Annotated in this window: 20 protein-coding genes; 14 read left to right on the plus strand and 6 right to left on the minus strand. The window is 44.2% G+C overall.

Features of this window, described 5'->3' with window-relative positions; all coding sequences use genetic code 11:
- Nucleotides 1–1,159 precede the first annotated feature (1,159 nt).
- The 3 genes from tnpA to tnpC all read left to right on the plus strand — a co-directional run bounded on the left by tnpA (nucleotide 1,160) and on the right by tnpC (nucleotide 3,360).
- On the plus strand, nucleotides 1,160–1,462 hold the full coding sequence (gene tnpA / locus EAE89_RS05760) for an IS66 family insertion sequence element accessory protein TnpA (protein WP_244866203.1): 303 nt from the start codon (nucleotides 1,160–1,162) through the stop codon (nucleotides 1,460–1,462).
- Entirely contained in the window at nucleotides 1,456–1,791 is a 336-nt protein-coding gene (tnpB, locus tag EAE89_RS05765; RefSeq protein ID WP_214085510.1) for an IS66 family insertion sequence element accessory protein TnpB, read from the plus strand. The genes tnpA and tnpB overlap by 7 nt, the downstream gene beginning before the upstream one ends.
- Before the next feature lie 63 nt (nucleotides 1,792–1,854).
- Nucleotides 1,855–3,360, plus strand: coding sequence for an IS66 family transposase (gene tnpC, locus EAE89_RS05770; protein ID WP_214085511.1), 1,506 nt, complete (start codon nucleotides 1,855–1,857; stop codon nucleotides 3,358–3,360).
- 49 nt (nucleotides 3,361–3,409) lie between these two features.
- On the opposite strand, the gene EAE89_RS05775 is transcribed toward tnpC, so the two are convergent.
- Nucleotides 3,410–3,997 (minus strand): AbiTii domain-containing protein, encoded by a 588-nt coding sequence (locus EAE89_RS05775; RefSeq protein WP_214085512.1) that lies wholly within the window; start codon nucleotides 3,995–3,997, stop codon nucleotides 3,410–3,412.
- A gap of 50 nt (nucleotides 3,998–4,047) precedes the next feature.
- Complete coding sequence (locus tag EAE89_RS05780; RefSeq protein WP_214085513.1) at nucleotides 4,048–4,956, minus strand: AbiTii domain-containing protein; 909 nt, start codon at nucleotides 4,954–4,956, stop codon at nucleotides 4,048–4,050.
- A 525-nt stretch (nucleotides 4,957–5,481) separates the two neighbouring features.
- Here EAE89_RS05780 and pilL2 point away from each other — a divergent pair.
- From pilL2 to EAE89_RS05835, 11 genes are all read left to right on the plus strand, one after another.
- Nucleotides 5,482–6,504 (plus strand): PFGI-1 class ICE element type IV pilus protein PilL2, encoded by a 1,023-nt coding sequence (pilL2, locus tag EAE89_RS05785; protein ID WP_214085514.1) that lies wholly within the window; start codon nucleotides 5,482–5,484, stop codon nucleotides 6,502–6,504.
- 6 nt (nucleotides 6,505–6,510) lie between these two features.
- Nucleotides 6,511–6,948, plus strand: a complete 438-nt coding sequence (pilM, locus tag EAE89_RS05790; protein WP_214085515.1) for a type IV pilus biogenesis protein PilM — start codon at nucleotides 6,511–6,513, stop codon at nucleotides 6,946–6,948.
- Between the two features lie 18 nt (nucleotides 6,949–6,966).
- Nucleotides 6,967–8,667: a PilN family type IVB pilus formation outer membrane protein gene (pilN, locus tag EAE89_RS05795; protein WP_244866205.1), complete on the plus strand. Its 1,701-nt coding sequence runs from the start codon at nucleotides 6,967–6,969 to the stop codon at nucleotides 8,665–8,667.
- A gap of 23 nt (nucleotides 8,668–8,690) precedes the next feature.
- Complete coding sequence (locus tag EAE89_RS05800; protein WP_214085517.1) at nucleotides 8,691–10,007, plus strand: type IV pilus inner membrane component PilO; 1,317 nt, start codon at nucleotides 8,691–8,693, stop codon at nucleotides 10,005–10,007.
- Nucleotides 9,994–10,479, plus strand: a complete 486-nt coding sequence (pilP, locus tag EAE89_RS05805; RefSeq protein ID WP_113042331.1) for a type IV pilus biogenesis protein PilP — start codon at nucleotides 9,994–9,996, stop codon at nucleotides 10,477–10,479. The genes EAE89_RS05800 and pilP overlap by 14 nt, the downstream gene beginning before the upstream one ends.
- Before the next feature lie 13 nt (nucleotides 10,480–10,492).
- Nucleotides 10,493–12,046 (plus strand): GspE/PulE family protein, encoded by a 1,554-nt coding sequence (locus EAE89_RS05810; protein WP_113042329.1) that lies wholly within the window; start codon nucleotides 10,493–10,495, stop codon nucleotides 12,044–12,046.
- The gene (locus tag EAE89_RS05815; RefSeq protein ID WP_214085518.1) at nucleotides 12,039–13,124 is read left to right on the plus strand and encodes a type II secretion system F family protein; all 1,086 of its coding nucleotides are present in this window, start codon (nucleotides 12,039–12,041) and stop codon (nucleotides 13,122–13,124) included. The genes EAE89_RS05810 and EAE89_RS05815 overlap by 8 nt, the downstream gene beginning before the upstream one ends.
- A gap of 68 nt (nucleotides 13,125–13,192) precedes the next feature.
- Complete coding sequence (locus EAE89_RS05820) at nucleotides 13,193–13,795, plus strand: type 4 pilus major pilin (protein WP_214085519.1); 603 nt, start codon at nucleotides 13,193–13,195, stop codon at nucleotides 13,793–13,795.
- On the plus strand, nucleotides 13,796–14,461 hold the full coding sequence (locus EAE89_RS05825) for a prepilin peptidase (RefSeq protein ID WP_214085520.1): 666 nt from the start codon (nucleotides 13,796–13,798) through the stop codon (nucleotides 14,459–14,461).
- 56 nt (nucleotides 14,462–14,517) lie between these two features.
- Nucleotides 14,518–15,696, plus strand: a complete 1,179-nt coding sequence (gene pilV / locus EAE89_RS05830; protein ID WP_214085521.1) for a shufflon system plasmid conjugative transfer pilus tip adhesin PilV — start codon at nucleotides 14,518–14,520, stop codon at nucleotides 15,694–15,696.
- Nucleotides 15,697–15,767: 71 nt separating this feature from the next.
- Nucleotides 15,768–16,166, plus strand: coding sequence for a hypothetical protein (locus tag EAE89_RS05835; protein WP_214085522.1), 399 nt, complete (start codon nucleotides 15,768–15,770; stop codon nucleotides 16,164–16,166).
- 466 nt (nucleotides 16,167–16,632) lie between these two features.
- Here the strand turns inward: EAE89_RS05835 and EAE89_RS05840 are convergent, their stop codons facing one another.
- Genes EAE89_RS05840 through EAE89_RS05855 form a run of 4 tightly spaced genes read right to left on the minus strand, consistent with a single transcriptional unit; the run spans nucleotide 16,633 to nucleotide 24,776 of the window.
- Nucleotides 16,633–17,163, minus strand: a complete 531-nt coding sequence (locus tag EAE89_RS05840; RefSeq protein WP_214085523.1) for a cysteine hydrolase family protein — start codon at nucleotides 17,161–17,163, stop codon at nucleotides 16,633–16,635.
- 34 nt (nucleotides 17,164–17,197) lie between these two features.
- Complete coding sequence (locus tag EAE89_RS05845) at nucleotides 17,198–19,531, minus strand: penicillin acylase family protein (RefSeq protein WP_214085524.1); 2,334 nt, start codon at nucleotides 19,529–19,531, stop codon at nucleotides 17,198–17,200.
- 21 nt (nucleotides 19,532–19,552) lie between these two features.
- Entirely contained in the window at nucleotides 19,553–20,701 is a 1,149-nt protein-coding gene (locus EAE89_RS05850; protein ID WP_214085525.1) for an MDR/zinc-dependent alcohol dehydrogenase-like family protein, read from the minus strand.
- A 1-nt stretch (nucleotide 20,702) separates the two neighbouring features.
- Nucleotides 20,703–24,776 (minus strand): non-ribosomal peptide synthetase, encoded by a 4,074-nt coding sequence (locus tag EAE89_RS05855; protein ID WP_214085526.1) that lies wholly within the window; start codon nucleotides 24,774–24,776, stop codon nucleotides 20,703–20,705.
- Nucleotides 24,777–24,782: the final 6 nt, after the last annotated feature.

The following is a 24,782-nucleotide window of genomic DNA, read 5'->3' on the forward strand; positions in this document are numbered from 1 at the left end:
GGGATGTAGTTTCAATTTAAAATATCATTTAATCAATGACATGCTAGCATCCTTGTACAGATGTGCTGTAGTGGGATATTTTAATAATTCTCCCAGAACAAAGAGTTAGTTTATTTTTAGCTAGTATTTATGAGGATGTTCTGTGGTAGGGACAGCCCAAAATGACTTTAAAGACCTGCGATTCAGGACACTGCCATATCTACAGTATTATAGAAACTCTGTATGCTGATACCTATGAGGAGCAATGATGGTTTAGATAGTTATTGAAAAATGGGGGAACAGCCCGGTGGTCAGGATCCTGGAATCTGTTATGGAAAAAGTTGGCTTCAATATCGTTGATATCGTTGATGTCATTGATATTTAAGTAAAAAAATTGCTGTATCATTATTGGAGTTGTGGAAACCAAAAAGCACTCTCTTGATACTCTCCTTGGGGGAATTTCCGATGTTAACCTTCACAACAAAGCTGGTTTTGGTCCGCCAACAGGCAAAGAGCTGCTCTGAATTTTTAATCTAGTTTCGAAACCCTTACATGGTTGGATTACAGTACTTAAAGTTTTGTGAGCCAGAATCTCTCAAAAATGATATGAAATTATTTTTTTGTGGCTATTTATAACAAACGTCTCTGCATGTTAATCAGCAGAGAGGACAGGTCAATATAGCATCGAGATTTGATAAGGGTTTTTGAGGGGTTCACTATGGATTTTATTGAAATGGGTTTGTGAGACAGGCAAACCATAGTGACCCTGAAATGTTTTTAGGAGGATAAACCAAGATAACTAAACAGAGCCTTTTCGATTACCTTGGGAGCAACCTTTAAAGCTCCTGTATAGCACTCCTTTGCCCTGTCACCAAGCCATGAGCCAATATTGTCGCCCAAGTTCTCAGGCGTGGATGGTTTGCGTGATTCTTCTGCTACTGCCTGCTTTAATTCAGCAATGTCATTATCGTTGATACCATATTCTTTAAGTTGTCGTTCAAGAGAGTTAAAGTCACCTACTGTAATGGTGTTTTGCTGGTGGATGTCACCAATGTTACCCGCACCAATTGAACCAGTGTTATCAACTGGAGCAAGGTAAACGTCCGGTCATCTCACCTTGTTCTTCCTCTCCGGCCCATGCACGCTACTGCTTCCTTATCTTCACCTGGAGACTGACACCATGAGCCGTAGCCGATATACCCCGGAACAAAAACAGCAACATGTGACCCAATGGCGCCACAGTGACCTGACCCGAAAACAATATTGTGAACAGCATCAGCTGAGTTTTTCCTCTTTCCGCGACTGGATTGCCGACAGTAACAACATCCCCCAACCTCTCAGCCAGACACTGCCCGCCCTCTTGCCGGTTTCACTCCAGCCTGACGACGCGCGCACCGTCACCCTGCATACCCCAGACGGCTATGCCATCGCCTGTCCATTGACGCTGTTGCCTGACGTGATGCGGGTACTGGCCCGATGCTGAAACCGCAACAGCTCTTTCTGGTGCGAGAGCCCGTCGACATGCGCCGGGGCATTGATGCCCTGACCCAGCACCTGGAGGGGCTGAATTTGCGCTGGCAGGACGAAGCCGCTTTTATTTTCTGCAACAAGGCCCGCTCCCGTCTGAAGGTGTTGCGCTGGGACCGACACGGCGTCTGGCTGTGTACCCGCCGTCTGCACCGGGCCCATTTTGTCTGGCCGAAGCAGGGCGAACGCAGCTGGGTGATGACGCCCGCCCAGTTTGACTGGCTCATCCGCGGCATTCACTGGCGACAAGTCGAGGGAGATGACCTGTCCGGCTGGCGAAGCTAATTCCGCTACCCCGGTCACACTTTTACCGGATAACGGCGGGGAATTATCCGGTACACTGTCGGCATGACGCTCAATGACTTAATGGCGCTGGATGACCCCGGCCAGTTCCGCCTGCGGGCACTGGCGCTGCTTCAGCAACAAGGTGATTATATTCGCCAGCTGGAAGAGGCCCTGAAACAGGCGCAACGCTGGCGTTTTGGCGCGCACAGCGAAACCTTGCCTGCCGGTCCCAAACGCAGTCAGTTTGAGGAAGATGCCGATACCGATATCGCGGTGCTGGAAACCCAGCTGTCACGCCTGCATATCAAGGAAAACGCGACCCCGGCCCAGCCTAAACGTCAGCCTTTGCCGGCGACTTTACCCCGTGAAGATATCCGGCTGACGCCGGAGACGGAGAGCTGCCCGGATTGCGGTCATGCCCTGCGCTTTTTGCGTGATGAAATCAGTGAGCGACTGGAATACCGTCCGGCCACGTTTATCGTCCGGCGTTATGTCTGTCCGCAGTACAGCTGTGCGGCCTGCCAGCGAATTCATGCTAAAGCCCAGCCCGCCCGGCTGATTGAAAAGGGCCTTCCGGAGCCGGGGTTGCTGGCTCAGGTGGTGGTCGCTAAATATCGTGACCACCTGCCGCTCTACCGTCAGCAGCAAATCTATGCCCGCAGCGGTGTCACCCTGGCCCGCAGCACCCTGTCGGACTGGGTGGGGCAGGTGGCTGTAGCATTGCAACCGCTGGCCGATGCCCTGAAGCAGACGCTGCTGACGTCCCCGGTGCTGCATGCCGATGAGACCCCGTTGCCGATACTGGCCCCGGGAAAAGGCCAGACCCAGCGGGCTTACCTGTGGACGTCTGTCACCGGCCCCGATACCTCGCCGGCAGTGGTGTACTATGAGCTGCATCCCGGCCGCAGCGGCCGTTACGCCCAGAGCCTGCTGAAAGACTGGTCGGGCGGCACGCTGGTGACGGATGATTATGCCGGTTACAACGCGCTGCATGCCCGGGCGGATATCACCGAAGCGGGTTGCTGGGCTCACGCCCGCCGCAAATTCTTTGACCAATACAAAGCGAGCCAAAGTCCGGTAGCAAAACAGGCGCTGGAAGGTATCCGGGAGCTGTACAAGCTGGAGCGAAAAATCAAACACCGGCCGCCGGATAAACGGCGTCAGTGGCGACAGCGTTATGCCCGGCCGTGGCTGAATGAGTTCCGGTCCTGGTTGCAGACGATGCAGACCCGAACGGCCCCCAACTCGGGGTTACGCAAAGCGATAGATTACACGCTGAAGCGCTGGCCGGCGCTGGTGTGTTATCTGGATGACGGTCGGGTGCCGATAGACAACAACCGGGCGGAGAATGCGGTCTGGGGTGTGGCGCTCGGCCGAAAGAACTGGCTTTTTGCGGGTTCACTGGCCGCGGGGCAACGGGCGGCCATGATAATGAGCCTGCTGGAAACGGCCAAAGCCAACGGACATGAGCCCTGGGTCTGGTTACGTGATGTCCTCAGTCGGCTGCCTGTCTGGCCGAACAATCGGTTGAATGAGCTGTTGCCCTGGCCTGAGAATCCCTTCCGTTAACATCCCATTTTGTTGTTATCTGACAACGCAAGGTGAGTCCACCGGAACATTACGGAGCAAGAAAATTATTCGTATTGTTAATTGTCATTGGGGCAGCAGCCTTTTCTTTCTGTGTGAAAAGTAGGCATTCACCAAAAATACCTTTTTTTTCAAGTTCTAAAGACCAAGTAAGAACCTTATTTCTTACTGTGGTTACTATATGTCCAAGCTTGTTAGCACTAAAAAACCAACATGCTTCTGCTGGGGGGTTATCCGTGCCAAAAATCAGCGTTAAACAATGCGGTGACATATGAAGACGCAGCCACCCATTCTCACTATGAGGATTCTGCATCGAAGAGATAGACTCCGTGAGTCTGTAGGTTAAAACATCCTCGACAACATTGGGAGGTATATCGCCAAAATCAACTGGTATCCAGCCGAGAAGTGGGTTCAGAGCTTTAACAACTCCCTTTCCAGTCCTGTAATCCGGAACCTCTACTTCTGGTGGGTATCCCCCAATCTCATATTCAAGCCACTCACTTAGGTCATCCAGACCTAACTTTATAGCAATCATCTTCGCCTTCAACAGCACAGCAACAATGTTTGACGAAGGGTCACTAGCCAGAGACTGTAACTCCAAAACAGGTGAGTTATCCATATAAATCTCCTTGAACTACCAACAGTTACACCTAAATCACATGCAAGGCTTTAGACTGGAATATTGTAGTAGTGGCACAGAGCATTTGTCAGCAATGCAGGTGCGGCTGAACCTGCAATTTTGAGGCTACCTGAGTAAGCTTTACCAATCATGTTACCAACCCACCCACCGATTTTGGCACCAAGATTACTTGATAATTTTGGTGAAGGAGACTCTTCAACAACCTGTCTCAGTTCAGCGATATCTTTATCTTCAATACCGTATTCTTTAAGTTGACGTTTAAGGGAATTGAAGTCACCTGCCGTGATAGTGTTTTGCTGGTGTATGTCACCGGTATTGCCTGCACCGATAGTGCCAGCGTTATTAACATTTCCATTAAAGTTATTAATATTATTTACAGTCATATCTGCAGCCTCTTTCTTTTCCTCGTAAGAAAACAATAATCCTTCACCTAAAATTTTTTTACTTTCTAGCAATAACGCCCAATCGAGTATCCTTGACTTGGTGTTTGAGAGTATTTTAGTAATTTGAGTTGGGTTAATACTCCACGCCATACGGAAATTGCAATTACCAGCTTTCTGTAAGAAATCAGCCATAAGAACAGGCAAGTCACTATATAAGGTTGTATCGCTTTTGGCGTATTCTGCCAACATGGATACGGGGTTGTTAATATGAATCGTTGTCAGGGGGGCGTAAATTTCTTTGTTATAATTACTAAGCTGATATGGAATCCATCCTATATATGGATTGAATGCCCTTATTGGAGCATCTTTTATTACTCTGTAATCAGGAAGAAGGTCTACGGATGGATATCCGTTTAGCTCATGCTCAAGCCATTCTGAAATATCTTGCAAGCCAAGCTTCACCGATATCATCTTTGCTCTTGAGAGCAACTCTTCGATATCAGTTGAGCTTGAACTTGCCATGTCCTGTAGCTTAAGAACGGGTGAATTGTTCATCGGTCATCGCTCATTGTGTAGTTGAGAACCCATTTTATCCATTAGCGCCACTAACTGTAAGCAAAGTTTTCACAGAGTCTGATTAGACCGCTTTTCCGCTTCTCTTACACATTCCGGAGTTTGTTCTAAGGCTATATTCTGTCGTTGCCTCGTGAAGCCATCTTAAATGACACAGAGGTGTCTACCAAACCTGTGGCGATTCAAAGCAACTAGTGCTTAGAAATTTTTATGTATCGATAAATTAGCTGGCTATAGCTCTGTTTTTGGAGACGGTAACCGATTGAGGCTAGACCTGTGTGAAAAGTGTGTAGAACTGTTCTGAGTGGACTGAAAAGCTGCTCAATACCTTGTGCAGGTGAAAATCTTGTCACAGTAATTTCAATGAAATGACTTATTTGACGCATTGCACTAACTTCCATTGGTGCGTTTTTTTTGATTTTGCAAAAAGAGTTCTACGTTGAGCTCAGTCCCGGATCCCCGCACAGTAAGTCGCATTTATTTAGGATCACTTGCATGGGAACGCTCATGAAAAACCCTGTTTTTTTCTCACTCAGTTGGCTGTCCGTCATGGTATTGGCTGGGTGTGCCGGACAAACTCAGGAGGCTACCGCATCCGGTGTAAGTTTTCACCGTTCTCATCAGGCACGTCCCGCCGTATCCGATATCTATTCTTTGACACCACAAGTTACACGCCATGATCGCTATACTTTGGTGAGTGTAGGCAGCCAGGCTGCGCAGCGTGAACCCCTCAATCAAATCATCAATATCACCATGCCAGTAGTACCATTGGTACAACGCATTGGTGATGGATTGCGCTATCTGCTTTTTGGAACCGGTTATTCGCTGTGTGATACCACCGCAACCCATTTCGTTAAATTGATAGGCAGGCCATTACCGGCTATTCAACGCAAAATGGGGCCGATACGGCTCAGTGAGGCGTTGCAGATTGTTGCCGGGCCAGCATGGCGTATCCGGGTAGATGAGGTGAACCGTGAAGTATGTTTTGTTTTACGTGATGAATATCGTCAATTTTCCGAGACAACTGTTAACCGGATGACACCGCCAAAAATGCGGGTACCGGCACCTACATTGTCCAACAGCACATTAGCCACTCCGTTACCGGTGAAGCCTCCGATAGCTGAAAGACCAAAAACAGATACCCCTAAAATTCCTGTGACAGAAGGGAAACCCACAACCATTTCTTCAGTATCACCTACTCAGCCCATTAAATCCCTGCTGAGCGGCAGTACACCCGTGACAACGATACCGATAGGCAACATCTGGCGTGCGGAAACAGGAACCACTTTGCGTGGAACGTTGGAGCGGTGGGCTAATACAACGGATTGCCCGGTAGGGGGACATTGGGTAGTGGTGTGGTCGTCACCGACGGATTACCGCATTGATGCGCCGTTGATGTTCAAAGGCAACTTTGAGTCCTTGTTGGTACAAGTGTTTGATCTTTATCGACAGGCTGAGAAGCCATTGTTTGCCGAAGTCAGCCGCCTTCAGTGCCTGATTTCAGTCAGTGATAAACCCGTGACCCGGTAAGCCGTCATGGGATACGTCATTAGTGCGTTTGCCTTGGTTTTTTTGCTGATTGCAGGTGGCATACAGCTGCGACAGGCAGAACAACTGCACGTCGATCGTGACAACACAACAGCTCAGATACTGGCAGATCAAATGTTGCTGTTAGCCAGTGCCATTAATCACTGGCGTGGCGGCTATGCATCTAAAAATGGCACGGTGGATCTCCGTAAGCTCATTCTGCCTTTTCAGCCTGATGCCCGTATCCGGCATGTTATCAGTCAAGGCCGGCTCTGGGTGTGGATGCCGGAAATACCCGGTCTTGTCACCGCTCTGCGCGAACGCACTAAGGGGTCCATGTTGATTGGTGAAGCCCGGCAGGGACGGTTGTATGGCTTATCTGGCCAAGCAATAGGATTCACTCTTCCTGACGGGATTAGCGATGGTGATGTGGTGTATTTCAACTGAAAAAACGGACAGGATGTGATGAAAAATAAACGGTGTTCACTCAGGCTTTGTACTTGCCTTGCTCCACTGGCAGCGGTAATCGGCATGGCGTTGATGTCCGGTTGTACCTTGCCGGCAGTGGATAATATGGCGCATGAGGCCAGTGTGCAAAGTCGGGTAGCACAACAACATTTGCATCAACAGCATAGCCTGAAACAACCGGGGGTAACCTGGGTAGATAAACCCTGGGTGAATCTGAAACCGGTAGTTCAGCCTGTCGCGTCGGTAAAGTTACCGTCCTGCCAGATAACGATTAACAGTAAAGTCGGGCTGACATTACCGGAACTGGGACAACGCATTACCCAACTTTGTGGTATTCGGGTCACGGTAGCGCCCGATGTTTTATCACGAGTATCAACCACGGCGGGTGGGTTGACGCGCCAGATGAGTAGGACATTACCGACAGCTGATGATAAAGGACGTATGCCATTGGATTGGCTGGATGATCGAGATATACACTCAATTAACGCTGATGAGCGTCGAGAGCCAGAAGTCCTCACGGGTCTCAATTGGCAAGGGGAGCTGACGGGGCTTTTAGACAATATTGCCAGCCGGTTAGGGATTGCATGGAAGAGGGATAACAGGGCCGTCGTGTTTTATCGGTTTGAAACCCGGACATTTCAGTTGAATGTTCTCAACACCCGTACCAGCAGTAATGCCAGTGTTGCCTCAGGTTCAACCAGTAGTATGGGGACATCAGGGGGCAGTGGTAATGTCAATAATTCTGTCTCTGGAGAGGCCAGCTCTTCACAGAAAACCACGGTTGATCTGAACAGTGATTTATACGAAGACATCCGTAAGACAGTCGAGAATATGTTGACGCCCGAGCGTGGTCGGTTCTGGTTGTCAAGCTCCAGTGGAACGCTGATGGTAACAGACACGCCGGCGGTACTGGATTCGGTATCCCGTTATGTGGAAGAACAAAATACTGTTCTCAACCGTCAGGTTTTGTTGAATGTTCAGGTGCTGAGTGTCAGCACTACCCGTAAAGAGCAAATGGGGCTGGACTGGGGATTGGTTTATAACTCATTGAATAGTCTGGGGGCTACGCTGTCTGGCAGTTTCGGTGGTATGGGCAGTGGGGCAACCTCTGCGGGGGTCAGTATTTTGGAAAGTGCAACAGGGAAGGCGGCAAAACTCTCGGGTTCCAGCCTGCTGATAAAGGCGTTGAGCGAGCAAGGTAATGTCAGTGTGGTGACCTCTCAAGGAAGTGCGACCACTAATTTGACCCCGATTCCGATACAGATGGCTGATCAAACGGTGTATGTGGCTCAAAGCAGTACAACGACTGCCGCAGATGTGGGAGCCACCACAGCTCTGACACCCGGGATGATTACTACCGGGTTTAATATGACCTTATTGCCGTTGATACAGCGTAATGGTGATGTTCAGTTACAAGTGGCTTTTAACCTGTCTGATCCGCCGACTATCCGTTCATTCACATCTAAAGAAGGCAATTCTTATATCGAGATGCCGTATACCCGGTTACGTTCACTGAGTCAGAAAGTGAATCTACGTGCCGGGCAGGCCCTGGTACTCACCGGATTTGAACAGGCTGATACTCGGGTGACTAAGACGGGAACCTTTACACCAGGTAATTTCCTGCTTGGGGGAGGACAGTCCGGAGAGAATCAGCGCAGCACGTTGGTTATTTTGATCACCCCCGTATTACTGGATTGAGGAATGAAAGGCTGCATGAATCAATGAAAAGCATCGATTTAGAAATACCCGGTGAGATACCCGAAGTCACGGTTGTAAAGGCCGAGCGCCATTGTTGGATCGGTGGCCTACGCTGGTCACCGTACATGAAGGTGAAACGGGGACACCGCAGAAGGCAACGTGTTCGTCCGGTAGTCAGTCGATCTCAATACGCCGATGTACATCTGGTCGTGGGCAATCGTTCGGGGAGACGTCAGCAGACTACACGCATGATGGGAACGGGAATAATCAGGAAATTGTATTGCCGTCACACACCGTATTCTTTAGCCATCGCTTTTTTATCGCATTCCGGCCCAAACGGGTACGGGATCTATGATTTGGGCGAAGGGCAATGGTTATTTTTGGCAACGCAGAAGGGTTTGCCGTCCGTGATGGCAGATATTGTCGGAACCCGCGAGAATGTCAATGCAGCACTGTCCCGTTTTTTAACGTTTAACCCGGCTCCAGATAAAAGCTGGCGGGTGGTATCTGACCCTGATAATCCGGCGCATTGGCGCTCAATAATTTCTGCTTTGTCGGCTCATCAGTATCGGATGTGTCGCCTGCAACGGCGGTGGCGGTCACCATTATTGTTGATGGCTGTATTCATCTCTTTGTTGATTGTCGTATGGGTGTTATTGCAGTCAGGAAAATCTCCCGATGAGAGATTACCGATGACTGAAACCGTTCAAGTCAGGGCATCACGATTGTTTGAAGAAACGCCAAAACCGGTTGACTTACCTCATCCGTGGGCCGATAAGCCGTTGTTACCCGCGTTTTTGGCACGTTGTGTCATGACCAGTCGGACGATCCCGGTGTTATTGGCGGGTTGGCGCTTGACGGCAGGTTCATGCCGAAAAGATGGCGTCCGCCTTCACTACGAGATTATGCCTGGCGGTACAGCAGCGCATTTTGTTCAGCGTGTACAGAGTGTATTTAAGCAGTCACCGGTTTTTGACCTGGTTCAGGGCGCAAAAGAAGGCCGGGTATTCCTGCCGTGGAAACCTTTGCCGGTTCGCAATGAAACGGTGCCTGCTGTTTCAGTACAGTTGATAAAGATGGTTTCGAATTTCCAGCAATGGCAGATCCCTCTGACGTTAAATGAACTGACTCCCGCATCGGCATTACCGGGCGACGGGCAATCTATACCTTCCCAGGATTGGCGAGAATACCTGTTCAGCTTCAGTAGTCGGGTGATGCCAGCATGGCTATTTGCTGAACTGGATGATACAGGGCTGCGAATGAACAGCCTCACGTTTACCCTGACCTCACAGGGACAGTTAACCTATCAGACTGAGGGATACATTTATGCCCGGAAATAATACTGCCTTGTGGATCAGTGTGTTAAGTGGGCTAATTTTTATCAGTTCACCCGTATGGGCAACAGAAGATAGCGCTCTTTCGGTAATAGGGATTACAGAGGCATCTGCGGGTGTGACTGTGGGACAGTTAGAGCATTTACACGCGAAAAATCTGCTGCTGGAAGCAGAATTGCAGCGGGCTAAATTACAACGCCAACTGACAGAAAGTCAGCCTTTGGGGTTGACGGGCAATAATAATATCGATCTGCCGGTGACCGTATCGCCCGTGATAACGGCGGGACAACCTGTGACCCGTCCGGTGGTTCAGGAGATTTATGGTCGGGGGCATGCATTGCGGGCGAAAGTAAGCCTGCCGGGCCGCGGTGTGATGGAGTTAGCTGTCGGTGACGCAGTGCTTGGCACTCAGTTCAAAGTTAAGGTGATCACGCTTTCTGCGGTCACGCTAAGTGATGGTTCGGTACTCACGTTCTGAGGGAAGACAGGGAATGAAAGAAAACATCCAGGTTAATGATGCTGTGTTGCTGTTATGTGAAGAACAGCAGGCTACGGTATTAATTGACAACAATCGTCGGGGCGATCCACAGGTCCAGACTCGGGTCATGCAATTACTTGAAGCCATACCAGAAGCAGAAATTCGCTTTGTCAATTTGTCAGAATTGCAGGCGAACCGCCAGAAACAAAATCAGCGGACGAATGAACAGGGCGTGTGTCTGTCGGACTTAACTGATGTGAGTGAACGCCAGAAGCAGGTACTGACCTGTTTTGAACTGGCAAAAAAACTGAATGCGTCAGATATTCACCTGACTATCAGTCCAGGGTTAACCCGAATTGAAATGCGTATTCACGGTGAGCTGGAAGTCGTCAATGAACTGTCGGAAGAGGAGGGAATGGCACTCGCATCCACAATCATCCTGTCGATGTGTGATGTCACTGAAACGCAATTTTTTCCCGGCCGTCAGCAGGACGGGAGGATTAAAGCGGATTTTCTGCGTCGGGTACATTTGTATGGTGCCCGGTACAGCCATACGCCAACCGCAGATGGTTTGTATGTTGTGATGCGTGTGATTGCTGATGATGGTGACAAAGTGCCTACACTGACACAATTAGGTTTTTTGCCGCAGCAAATCAAACTGGTTTCCCGTATTTTGCGACTGCCCGAGGGCCTGATTGTGTTATCGGGACCAACCGGTTCTGGGAAGTCCACGACATTACGCACTTTTTGTCGCCAGTATCTTGACAGGACAAGAGGTAAAAAGCGGTTATTGACCGTTGAAGACCCTCCGGAGGGGAGGATTGCCGGTGCGATTCAAACGCCCATCGTGTGTGACAAAAGTGATGAAGAGGCGGTCAGGCTTGCCTGGCACCGGGCGCTCACCTCTGCGCTGCGTCTTGATCCTGATGCCGTTATGCCAGGCGAAATGCGAGACCTGACTTCCATGCTAACGGCAATTTATGCTGCGCAAACGGGACATAGTGTCATGACGACGCTGCATACCAATAGCGCAGTCGGTATTCCTGAACGCATGATAACCATGGGGGTGAATGCGGGGTTGATTGCCGATGCACAGCTTTTGATTGCGTTGATTAGTCAGCGTTTAGTACAGACATTATGTCCGTACTGTCGAGTACCTTGGGCACAGAAACAGGCGGTACTGGATGAGGAACAACGGGCTTATCTGATGCGTTATTGCCATGCTCCCGGTACCTGTTGCATAGAGAATTTGTATTTTCGTCATCCCGAAGGATGTGAACATTGTTGCCAGACGATTACCCTGAGCGGACGGATTGTTAACCGGGGAGTGACCGGTCGTAGCGTGGTGGCAGAAGTCATTAGGCCAGATGCCCGATTTTTTACCTTGTTGATGACTGAGGGCAAAGAGGCCGCGAGACAACACTGGGTATCGAATTTAAGTGGAATAACTCGTTGCCAGCATCTACTGCATAAGCTGAATGCCGGGCTGATTGATCCATTGGAAGCCGACTTAGTTTGTCCGCTGGATGAAGATGATTATTTGCTGATGGAGCCGTGTGATGCGTGAAATGTCATCGGGCAGGCGTCTGCGCTATGTGTTAGTTCGCCACACTTTCTTACCGAGTTATCGCATCATTTTTTATGAGGCGTTGCGTTTTTTACTGGAAAACAAGATACCGTTATTGAAAGCGTTGCGGCAGATACGTGATGTGTATACTCATTTCGATACCCATTGGCATCCGTTTGCTGAACTCATTGACGATTGCATCTCGGCGCTCACTGATAACAGTCAAACGAATACTTTGGAACATGTGCTGGCTGTTTGGGGACCGGTAGAAGAGGCGGCGTTAATTAGTGCGGGTATGCGCAGCGGTCATTTGCCTGAAGCGTTGAGTCAGGCTATTACACTGATAGGTTGCCGTCAGCGTATTCTGATGGTGTCACTCAGAATGATGGTTTATCCCTTGCTGTTGGTGCTACTGATGGCGGGATTACTGGTGATCACCGCAACAGAATTGGTACCAACGCTAAAAAATATTGCCGATCCGGAAAACTGGCAGGGTGTGCTGGCATGGCTGAACGGGGTGGCGACATTCTTTGAGCATGCTTTTCTGTGGTGTGGTGTCTTACTGCTCTCTTTTATTGTGGGCGTGGCGTATTCGCTACCGCGGTGGGTCAACCGTCTGCGCCGCATAGCGGATCATTTTATCCCCTGGTCGATCTATAGCGATATTCAGGGTGCCATTTTTTTACTGAACATGGCTTCCCTTTTGCGTGCCCAGGTTCAGACGCTGGATGCGTTAATTATCCTGCAACGCTTTGCATCTCCCTGGTTACAGATTCGTCTGGAGTCTATTGCTGATTGTGTCCGCGAAGGGGATCACTTTGGCCGGGCATTGCATCACTGTGGCTATGACTTTCCGTCAAAGGAAGCGGTGAATTTTCTGTCATTATTGACGGAAGGTGATGGCACTCCTGACATGATTGGACGCTATGGTGAGCGGTGGCTGGACCAAACCATCGTTCGGGTGAACAGGCGGGCCAATTTGGTCATGTTGTGTTCACTGTTGCTGGTTGTCGGGGCATTTATGTTGATTTTGCTGGCCGTCATGGAAATACAGAATATGGCTAACATCATGCCGTAATCCCTTTAAATTAAACCTCCTTTTAACGACTTTCTCCGTAAAGAACACTTCATATAAGGAATAAATCAATGCAGTACATGGTGATACAGAAACAAGACCGAATGGTCCGTTCCCCTGAACGGGGTTGGGCTATTTTGGAAAATGGTGCGGTGGCTCTGGTTGTGATTGCCGTGATTACTGTGGTTTTGGGGGGAATTTATATGTTGTATGACCGTAAGGATGCGGTTGTGGAAGCAACGAATCTGCAAACTATCATCTCCAGTACTCAGGGGTTAATGAAAGGCAGCGGCGGGTATGAATTTAGTCACGCAGACAAGATGACCGGTGTCCTGATTCAGTTGGGTGGCGTGCCGAAGAGTATGACGGTTCGCGGAGATACAACTGTCGGTAATGCCACGCTGTGGAATACCTGGGGTGGTCAGGTTAAGGTCGGACCGAGCAGCACGGGGGGATTTAATAATGGGTTCACGGTAACTTACGAGAGAGTCCCGCAGTCTGCCTGTGTTTCATTAGCGACTGGGATGAGCCGGGGAGGAAGTGCGTCAGAGATTACTATTAATAATACTCATCACGCTGATGGCAAGGTGACACTGGAAAGTGCCAGTACAGAATGCACAAGGAACAACGGTCGTACCGGTACCAATAAACTGATCTTTACGATTAATGGTTAAATGAAGACACTGATTGCGGTTAGCTTTCCTACAGAATATACCCCTCTGGTTATGATGACGTTATTTGTCATCGGATGCGTGCTGCTTAGTCCGGTGAGTAAATTTTTGCAGGAATACGGTCTGTTGATGTGTTCAGTGCATCCGGCACCACGAATAGCTATCTGTTTGTACGTGGTGTCGGGCACATTGATGTTGTTATCACCAGCGCCGCTGATGGAGCGGATAGCCGCACTGTTGCTGCTGAGTTTTTTGCTGCAATTATCGGTTATGGATGTTTTGAGTGGCTGGCTTCCTCGTCAGTTTACATTGGCTTGTCTGGTGTCCGGTGTCTTGGTCAATATTTCGTTGCCGTCAGTATCCATAACTCTTTTGGCTACGGTGCTTATGCTTGCTGGGATGGGAGTGTTACGCGAGCTGATGAACTGGCACTCTCAATGTGAAGTGCTGGGGATGGGGGATGTCTGGCTGATGGGAGCACTGTGTGCCTGGCTGACAGGGTTACCGGCACTAATAGGTTGCTTGATTGGTTTATCCGGTTTCGTGTTGTGGCATTTGGCACAATTACCTCATCAAGGTACGAAAGGCGGGCCACTGGGGCCTTGGCTTAGTTTGGGGAGTGTGGTCATGTTGTTGGAACGATTATATCAGCCAATATGGGTAATCTAATAGTGACAGAAAAAGAGGGTTGTAGCGGGGGCAGAGGACCGGATAGGGGATATATGATGCTGGGCACTGCTGCCGGACTTATGATATTGCTGGTACTGGCGGCGTTGGGAACCCGCATTTACAACGATTATCTGACAGAGAAGTCCTGGCAGGTCATGGCGGCGCAAAGCAGTCGTTTCAGTGCAGCGTCGAAAGCTTATATTGGCCGTTATTATGGTAGGTTGCGGAATTCAGCAACGACAACCCAACCGGTGATGATCACCCCGGATATGTTGAGAAAAACCGGGCTGTTGCCATCCGGATTTAAAGACACCAACAGTTCAGGACAGCGCTATCAGACCGCTGTAGTGCGCAATACCCAGGATCCGGCACTATTGCAGGCAATAGTAGTGACACAAGAAGGGAGTCCATTACCTTATAAAGCCCTGCGCCTGATATCGATGGATATCTCTAGCGGATTGGGGGGATATATTCGGGATGGCAAGACGGCTACTGGCGCAATGAGTACATGGACAGTGCCTTTAAAGGATTTTGGGATAAACAGTGGTGAAGGTCACCTGGCCGTGTTATTGAGCGCAGATGAGTTATCCACTGCTCGTGAGGAGAGTGACCGATTGTACCGTTTTGCTGTCCCCGGTCGTCCGGAGCTGAACAAAATGCATACTGACATTAATATGGGAGGCAACAACCTGAACAATACGGCTACCGTGAATGCACAGGCTGGTCATTTCAGTGGCGATATCCGGGCGAATGCCGGCCAGTTTCAGGGGGATATTCGTAGCCACGATGGCTGGATTGTGACGACAAAGAATAAAGGCTGGTTAAATGAAACTTATGGTGGTGGTTGGATGATGTCGGACAGTAATTGGCTTCGCAGCGTCAATAATAAAAGCATTTATACGCAGGGACAAATCAAAGGCGGCACCCTCCGGGCTGATGGTCGTCTGTCAACAGGGGAGTTTTTACAACTTGATAAAGTAGCTGTGGCGGGTACGGCCTGTTTACCCAACGGATTGATTAGCCGCGACAGCAAAGGCGCCATACTGTCCTGCCAGTCTGGTCTGTGGACAAAAGCAGAGGCTACTTTGCAGCAGAATCAATGTTATCAGGATGGAAACTGGGGGGGACGTGATTTCGCTGAACACCGATGTCAGCCCGGATATTATGCGGCGGGACTTAAATTTGTGGGTCACCAACGCAGCGAATCAGCCTATGTCATTACCTGCTGTAAATAGCTTTAAAACGTAACGTGTTAATATATTTGATTTTTATTTTAGGGGTTTTGTGTTGTCCTTGCTTTGCACTGGTGAGCGGATTAACGCCCTGGCGGGGATTTATCTGTTCGGGTTTCCGACACAGGAAAAAACGGTATTACATCATTCATCTGTCCCCGACTGACAGGATAGGGCGTCTGACGCGAAGCCGAACCCGGTGTTTTCATGCGGCATTTGTTCGCGAACTTGAGGGGGCACTTTTGCGGGCAGACAGGGATATTCTGTTTCGTTCTCATTTGATGCGGCCTGCTCAGATACAGCTGGCCTATTCGGTTCTGGCACGTTACCCGACATGGCGTTACCGGATGGTTAACGTAGTGATCCCTCGCTGGGAACGAACAGGAATTACATTACAAAACTTACTGTATGAGTGGCGTTATGCTCCGACGGTTGCCTGTGGTGTTATGGTGGTGGTGAAACAGGAAAAATAACACTTTATATGGTGTGTAATTTTCATTTTTTCATGCTGAATTTTTTATCGTCATTCTTTCTGGTTTTGCCCAGTATGCTTTTCTGTATCGGGTAATCATATGATTAGACTCTAATCATGATCTGAATAACGCTAACTCGGTTTAATGCTTTATCTGACATAATCACCAACATCCGAATGTCCTTCTTATGGCAATAAGGGTTTTATCCTTTATGCCATAAAAAGTGACATTACTAAATTGGTTCTACAGATTCATTATGTCGTTTCCATTTTATGTCAAATGGATAATATCAAATCATATTTATGGTTAGTTGGATATCTGATTGATGGATGTATTGCATTTTAGTTACGGAAACATGCGATTTATATTCGAAAAATACACTTTCAGTGATCTTTCCCTGCATGATCACTTTCTTGGGGGAAATCAAGTATCTTCATTGAACACAGGTATAGCTGATGATGGGATTCTAATTATTATTAAATATGACTTTGTCAGTTAAGATGACCGACGCAAATAGCGCACCAAGAATTTCATTATGATGAGCAACAATTTGTTTAGCATCTAATACATCGCCATCACAAGTACTATGGGCATCCCCAACTAGCGTAACATTATAGCCTAATGAGTATGCTCGGCGGCAAGTAGAATCAATGCAATATTCAGTCTGCATTCCAACAAGTATAATGTTATTAATAGCTAACTCACTAAGAACGCTATGTAATTCTGTTGACTGGAAGGAATCCGGGTGTTTTTTTTGAATTATTATGTCATTGGGCGTTACGTTTATCTGATCAACAAATTGATAGCCAATATTATTTGTTTCCAACGGATGACATTCCCCTCCACAATGTTGCATATATATAATTGGTATTCCAGCTTTTCTAGCCTGACTAATAAGAGAGCTTATATTTTTGATCAATCGTACTTCATCATAAATTGGCTTATCTAACATAAACAATCCTTTTTGCATATCTATAATAAGCAAGCCTGATTTCATAATGTGAAATCCTTATATGGTTGTTAATAACAATCTATTTAGATGATGGTTCAAAAGAAAGTTTTTTTATAAAATTATTATTGTATAATTTAATATAATCGCCCGTTTGCCATAATTGTAACATATCATCATAATTTTTATGTAAAGTATTTCCTGACTGACCTAGTGATAAAATAAACAGGCTATTATTATCTATATCTGCTAGGTCTATAATTTGTTTATAACCTGGACCAACGGTGTTTTTGAAGTCATCATCATATATTCCAACATTTACTGTATACTTCCCGCCACTAGTGGCAATATTCCTGTTCCATAACCAACCTAGCCATGGCGATTCACCAATGACTAATCCTTTAAATTGGGCTTGGTGTACCCTTCCCCATTGCCATTTCGATAAATTATCTCCATTATCTGATTTAAGCCTAGTCATCGCCGCATGAAGTGATTTAGATAAATAATCTGAACAATTTTGTGTAAATTCCGTAAGACAAAAAGAGCCTTCAGAGCTTAGCTGTTTTTTAAGGAATAATGATTCGGACCACTTAAAGGGCGTATCAATTATATTATTCATTTTGGATAATTCTTCGTACCAATATGACCAGATTGTAGGTTCAATTCTATCCCTAACCATTTCACCATCCCATTTTTGTAATTTTTCAAGGGCGACTTCACTAAGATCGTCATTTGGTTTAGTTTTTTCCAATAAGATAGGCATAAAATCTAACCATAAATAACTTTTTACATCATTTTGAAGCTTCTTTGTATCTTCAATATTGATTTTTTGACTATTTATGATTGTATCGGTAATACGTTTTGCGCGGTAGGGGGGAACATTCCAGCTGCTGGTGAGTGAAAACGGATATTGTTCAGAAATAATTTTGTTATTTGCTGATATAATATAACCCTTTTCTGGATTTAAAACATGGGGCATCTCATTGAAGGGAATATATTCTGTCCAACTACCGCTATTTACTGGAAATCTCGGGTCGATATTGTTCCTAATTGGTATCCTTGCAGCCAGATAATACCCAATGTTACCTTTTATATCTGCATAGAGAAAATTTTGTGCGGGTGCAACATATTCGCTTAAAGATAATTTAAATTCTTCCCAGTTATTTGCATACCCTAATGCTATTAGTGCTTGCACAGATTTATCACTAGGCATAAGCGCTGGCCACTTTATTGCAATATCTTTTCCAATCCTATTTATAGGTTCTATGCTACTAATAACAGGGCCTTCATCACTTAATTTTACAGAATAGAGTACGTCCTGTTTGTTTTTTACCTTGATTCTTTCTTCAATTATCACTTGGTTTGAAGGATTAATGAATAAATCTTGATTGTCAATGACTGCGGCAGTAACTCCCCAAGTAATATTTTTATTGTGTCCAATTACTATCGATGGGAAACCGGGAATTGTTGCTCCGGTTACGTTTAAATTAGGTCCTTGCATGGTAGCTAAGTACCATAAATTAGGTGCAGAAAAAGATAAATGAGGATCGTTTGCTAATATTGGTTTCCCTGTTTCTGTATGTTGCCCAGAGATAACCCAAGCATTAGAACCAAGACCATAAGACTCCACGGATCTAATATAAGAACTAATTTTTCCATCAAACAGATCTTTCTTCTTAATATTCTTTATTGTAGATATATTAGTACTAACACTATGATTTAACTTATTGCTTTCCCTTATAGAAGAAGTCCAATCACTATCAGAAAGTGTGATAGGCGCATCTTTGGGGTAGCTTATGCTTGCAAGATTAAATTTTTCTTGGCCAAGTTGTGTTATCACAAGATAGTTCTTTAATTTTTCCTCCCAGGCACGATCTAAGTTCCAAGCTAACATTTTTTGCCAGGATATAGTATCAATATTCGTCCAGGGTTCTGGCTCATATCCTAATAGTAAAATTTCGATAGGGTACTTTTTTAACTTTAAAAATTCATTAACGCCAGCAGTATAACTTTCTATAATTTTTTGAGTATTATCATTCAAAACATCGAGTGACGACTTGGCCGCTCGTTGAAATTGCCAGGTTCTAAGAATCTTGTCATTATCAAGCGCTTCCTCCCCGAAGATTTCACTGAGCCTACCCTGAACGATACGCCGCTGGACCTCCATTTGCCAAAATCTATCTTGTGCATGAGTAAATCCTAAAGCGAAGTAGGCATCTAAATCGTTTGATTCGGCTTTTATGCGAGGAATACCTAGTTCATCGCGCGCAATAGTAACTTTTCCGTATAACCCTTTGAATTTAATCTGCCCGTCATGTTTTGGACTGGTCGAGTTGTACAGATAGCCGACTAAGGCAATAAAACCGAAAGTTGAGAAACAGAACAGGAAAAAAAAATATTTAAACAATTTTTTCATAAAAGTCTATTTCCTGAATTATTAGATAGGATTAATTTGGTATATTGGAAAATAAGTGTCTAAACTTTCATATAAACCGAGCTTAGAAAGATGGGGGATGTCATCCCACTGCCATATTTTATCGGTTATAGGGGGGAGCCAACTATTTGTTTCTGCAAAGGTAACAGCGTCTAGGCCTTCTTCATAAGAAGCATAATGTGTGTGAACATGAGTGTGGCGCTTAATACACTCCACAGCCCGGGAAGAGGTCAGATGCATTCCTTTTTTCCAACCGGACGTTGTTATTACGCCTGGAGAAGCTAATGCCTTTAATGTTGCCCTGAACACTGGAAAACCTACTAGATCCATGAAAATAGCAACGCCTTTTTCAGAAGTTTTTTCGTTAATAATATTTAAGAAGGTTTTTTCAGCTTGCCGATAATTTTTTTTGAAATTTTTATCCGTGTTATAAAGTTCCTCATTATAAGCCAGATCGCGGAATAAGTTCCTATCGATTGAGTCAAGACCGACATCTGTAATATATTTTAACATCGTTTTTTTCGATGAAATAAGTCCTGCATTAAAACCATGAATTTTTGCTAGAGTGACAAAGGCAAATGAAACTCCGCCTCCCCAAGCACATACATAGGCATCAGAATATGCAGCTTTATTGTTTTTAATGTTAGCCAGCCAACAGTTATAAGATACTTGCCAGTTTGACCAGGCTGTAATATAACGTAAAGAAAAAGCAGCCCACTGTGGTAGCGTATATTTTGAGTTTTCAGGTATTGGAATAAGATATTTATGATGTAACTTAACTTTTTTCGATAATAATCCTATTGTATTAGGTTGATCATAGGCATAAATTTTTTTCGGAAATTTATCATTTCTTGTATTTTCACCACAAAATAAAATACAGATCATACCTTCTCGTAAATGTTTTATAGTATTACCAACCTTGAGAATGCGAACAACACCTGAATTACCAATAACAACTTTGTCCTCCTTTCTTTCTTTACAGATGTCAATTGGTTGGCGTTCTAAAGCGTGTTCCATATTACCTTCCCAGCATCCATAAAGAGGTTCAGCTAACACTTCCTCCGGCTCAATATCTTTAATATAGATCATTTCTCTTTCAAGATTTTTCCTTTCAAGCCCCTTGTATAACATCCATACTTCTACTTGTTCCATGTTATTCTCCATTAGTAGCAGATGATATATTACTAGTACTCTCGATTAGAATACGGCTTAACTCTGTAACTTTATCTTTTAGGAAATAATGACCAGCATTTTCTATTACAACTAAATCAACTTGGTCACTAAAAGCGCTCCATTCTTTATATTTTTTCATATAATTTGGTGTCAATGGGTCATTTCCTCCAATAATACACGTAATTGGAGATTTTAATTTTTCCTTTGATTTAAGGTGATTATATATATAGTCTTCAGCCCAATTAGCATCACGAACAAATGCTTCTGTCACAAAAGATAATTTTGTTGGATCTCCTATCTCTTCAATTCCCCCTAACTTTTGTATGTAATTCAATATAGCTTGTTGGTTCCTAAATGGATTAACTAGTTGAATATTACCTATTGCTTTTAATAATTTGTTTCTTGCCCATGGCAATGCGGCACCAATAAATGTTCTTTCAACCTTAAAACCATTTTTTTCCAATTGCTTAGCAATTTCAAGAGCCAAAGCAACGCCAGCACAATGCCCGTAAAGATAAAGAGATATTGTTTCCCCAAAAACAGTTTTTAACTCATTTGTGCACTGTTCGGCGATGCTTTCTATAGACTTGTTGTTATTTTGAGTATCTGGAATTGCTACTGCGTATACATTAAACTTATGTTCGATTAACTTTGCTAAATATTGATAAATAACTGCACTCCCTCCGCCATAAGGTACACATACAATCGTTTTCTTTTCTTCAGCATGATTAGCATTGGTTGAGAACTGATATATGAGCTTTTCATTTTTTTGGCAAGAGCTATAATTATCAATCTTAGTAGCTAGCTGAGAAATAGTTGGATTTCTCATTAAATCGATCACATTAATATTAATAGGTAGTTTTTGTATTACTCTGATTAATTTTAAAGAGTTGCCTCCTATCTCAAAAAAATCATCATCTATAGATATTGTTTCAACATCTAAGATTTCTTTCCAAATTGCGGTGAGCATTTTTTCTGTTTGAGTTATAGGAAGAGTAATGTCTTGACGTAATTCAATTTTTGAATAGCACCACTCTTGTAATTGCCGTCTATCAACCTTACCGTTAGGCGAAAGAGGGATTTTTTCGATAAAGACTATATGAGAAGGTACCATGAATGTAGGAAGGTAATCACTAATATGGCTTTTAATTTGTGTAACTGTAGTTTCCACTTTTGGAGCCATAATAATAAATGCAGCTAAACTCTTCGAAGTATTCTCATTATTGAGAGTAATTACTAGCGAATCTAAAACACCAGGTATTTTTTTTATAACGTTGGCAATTTCTTCCAACTCAATTCTTAGGCCATGAATTTTTACTTGGCTGGTATCTATACGGCCAATTAATTCAATATTCCCATCTGGCATCCAACGAGCTAAATCTCCAGTTCTATAAAGTCGCTCTCCAGTAATGTTAGAAAAAGGATTAGGTATAAATTTCTCTGCTGTTAAAGAGGAGTTGTTTATGTATTCTTTGGCTAACCCTATTCCGCCTATATATAGTTCACCTTGCATACCCATTGGTAGCGGCTGCAATGTTTTTGACAATATATAGGCCGTTTGATTTTTCATTGGATGTCCATAAGGGATACTCTTCCAGTGGTCTTGAATAGACTTCACTGGGTAGATTATGGAGTGGATAGAGGCTTCTGTAGCACCACCGAGGACTACGATCTCTGAGTTAGGTATCACCTCTTCTTTAATATTCTTTAACAATGGTATAGGGGCCCAATCACCACCTAAAATTATCAATCTAATTGATTGAATTTTATATCTATCTACGATTTTTATTGATTCTATTAACAGAGACAATATTGCTGGAGCTGAATTCCAGACACTTATGTTAAATTTTTCAATTAGTTCAACCCAGTGACGCGGATCTTTATGTTTACTTCTTTCTGGTATAACTACAGCCGCACCGGCAGCTAGAGTACCAAAAATTTCATAGACAGACATATCGAAGCTTGTTGATGAAATTAATATTAGCCGATCGCTTGGTTTGAGAGAAAAATTTAAGTTTAAGTCGAGCAGGTTATTTACAATTCCTCGATGTTTGATTGCAATTCCTTTAGGTCTTCCTGTCGAACCTGATGTATAAATTACATAGGCCAAACTTTCAGGATCCGCATGATAAGAGAGTTTAGAGTCGGTCGGTAGACTATTATTGTTTGCTTCTTCTACAATAAGTAATTGTCTATTATTTTCTTCGGTATTGATATTTTTAACATACTTTTTCTGAGTAACTATCGTTGCTACCTCTGCATTATCTAGCATGTATTGTAATCTTTCTTCAGGATAACTAGAGTCTAGAGGAAGATAAGCAGCGCCTATTTTTAAAATAGCAAGCATATATTGAATTAATTCTGTGGAAGGATCTACACAGATTGCTACTATCGCTCCAGGCTTTACACCAAACTGATAAAGAGCTTGTACAGTCAGATTAACTTTATGAGACAGCTCAGAATAAGTTATAACCTGTTCCCCGTCATAAACGGCAACTGCTTGTGGGTTATTGGCTACCTGCCTTTCAAAAAGTTCATGCAGTTGAATATTTTCTATCGGTATTGTTGTATTATTGACTTTTGCTAGGAAATACTCGTCACCTTGATTAAGTAAATTCAATCTATTGATATTTATTGCCGGATTTGTGATTATTTTTTCTAATAAAATATTAAAACGTTGGGTAATACTTCTTGCCGTTTCTTTTTTATAAAGATCAGTATTGTATTCTAATACAGCTTTAACGCCGTTATCTGATTTAATTAAATGTAATAACAAATCATATTGTGCAATGTTTTTTTCAGGTGAAATCATTTCTGAAAAAAGATTATTCATTGTATCAACTTCTAAGTCTGCATTGTGGAATACGATCATCATTTGTACTAAAGGGCTAAAACTAGAATCACGTTTCGGTTGTAACTCTGAAACTAATAGTTCAAAAGGAAGATCTTGGTGTGAGAAAGCTTCACTTGTCTTATTACCTATTCTTCGGATTAGCTCAATAAATGTAGGATTGTTCGAAAGATCGCTACGTAATAGCAATATATTAATAAAACATCCTATTAGTGGTTCTATTTCCGCTCTATTACGATTAGCTATCCCTGTACTAATCGTAATATCTGTTTCTTCCGTATAAATATAAACTAGTAATTTAAAAACTGTTAATAGACCGACAAATAAGGTTACATGATTTTCCTGACAAATTTTGTCCAATATTTTAACTTTTTCTTGGGATATATCGAAAAATATAGAGGCTCCATTATACCTCTGAATAGAAGGTCTTGAATAGTCCCCATCAATGGTTAAATTAGGGATAAAATTATTTAATTCTTTTTTCCAGTAGTTTAATAGTTTTTCTGAGTGTTCTTTTGTCGTTAATCGCTCCCTTTGCCAAACAGAGAAATCCTTGTATTGTATTGATAATACATCCAAATTTGGCTTAACGCCTTCAAGGTAAGCATTATATGCAATAGTTAGTTCTCGCCCTAAAACAGGTACAGACCACCCATCAAATACCATATGGTGTGTTAAGAATATAAACCAATGTTCAACATTACTTAATTTAATTAGCTTGGTTTTAACTAATGGCCCTTTTTCTAAATTAAAGATATCCTGTACTGATTCATCTGTAATTTCGTGCGCTTTTGCTTCTCTGTCACCAATATCATCATAATTACTGAGATCAATGATAGGCAGCTTTATACTAAGAGATGGCATTATCTTTTGGAGTGGCATGTTATTTTCGGTAGGGAAAATGGTTCGTAATATTTCATGCCTATCAATAACCGTTTGTACCGCCATTTCCAGTGCAGAATAATCCAGTTGTCCTTTTAATTTAATGACAAAAGGAGTGTTGTAAAATGCACTGTTAGGCTCTAATTGATGTAAAAACCAAATCCTCTCTTGAGCAAGAGACAAAGGGATTTCACTTTGGGTCGTTGGTTGTATTTTTTCCTTTTCTGCCAGTTGAATGCCCTTTTTTTTAAGTAGTAGATCAAACAGTTCTTTTTGCTGTTCAGAAAGAATGGGGAACCCTTTAGATAGTTTTACTGCCATAAATCG

The sequence above is a fragment of the Photorhabdus heterorhabditis genome (assembly GCF_018448905.1).
In the GTDB taxonomy this organism is placed as follows: domain Bacteria; phylum Pseudomonadota; class Gammaproteobacteria; order Enterobacterales; family Enterobacteriaceae; genus Photorhabdus; species Photorhabdus heterorhabditis.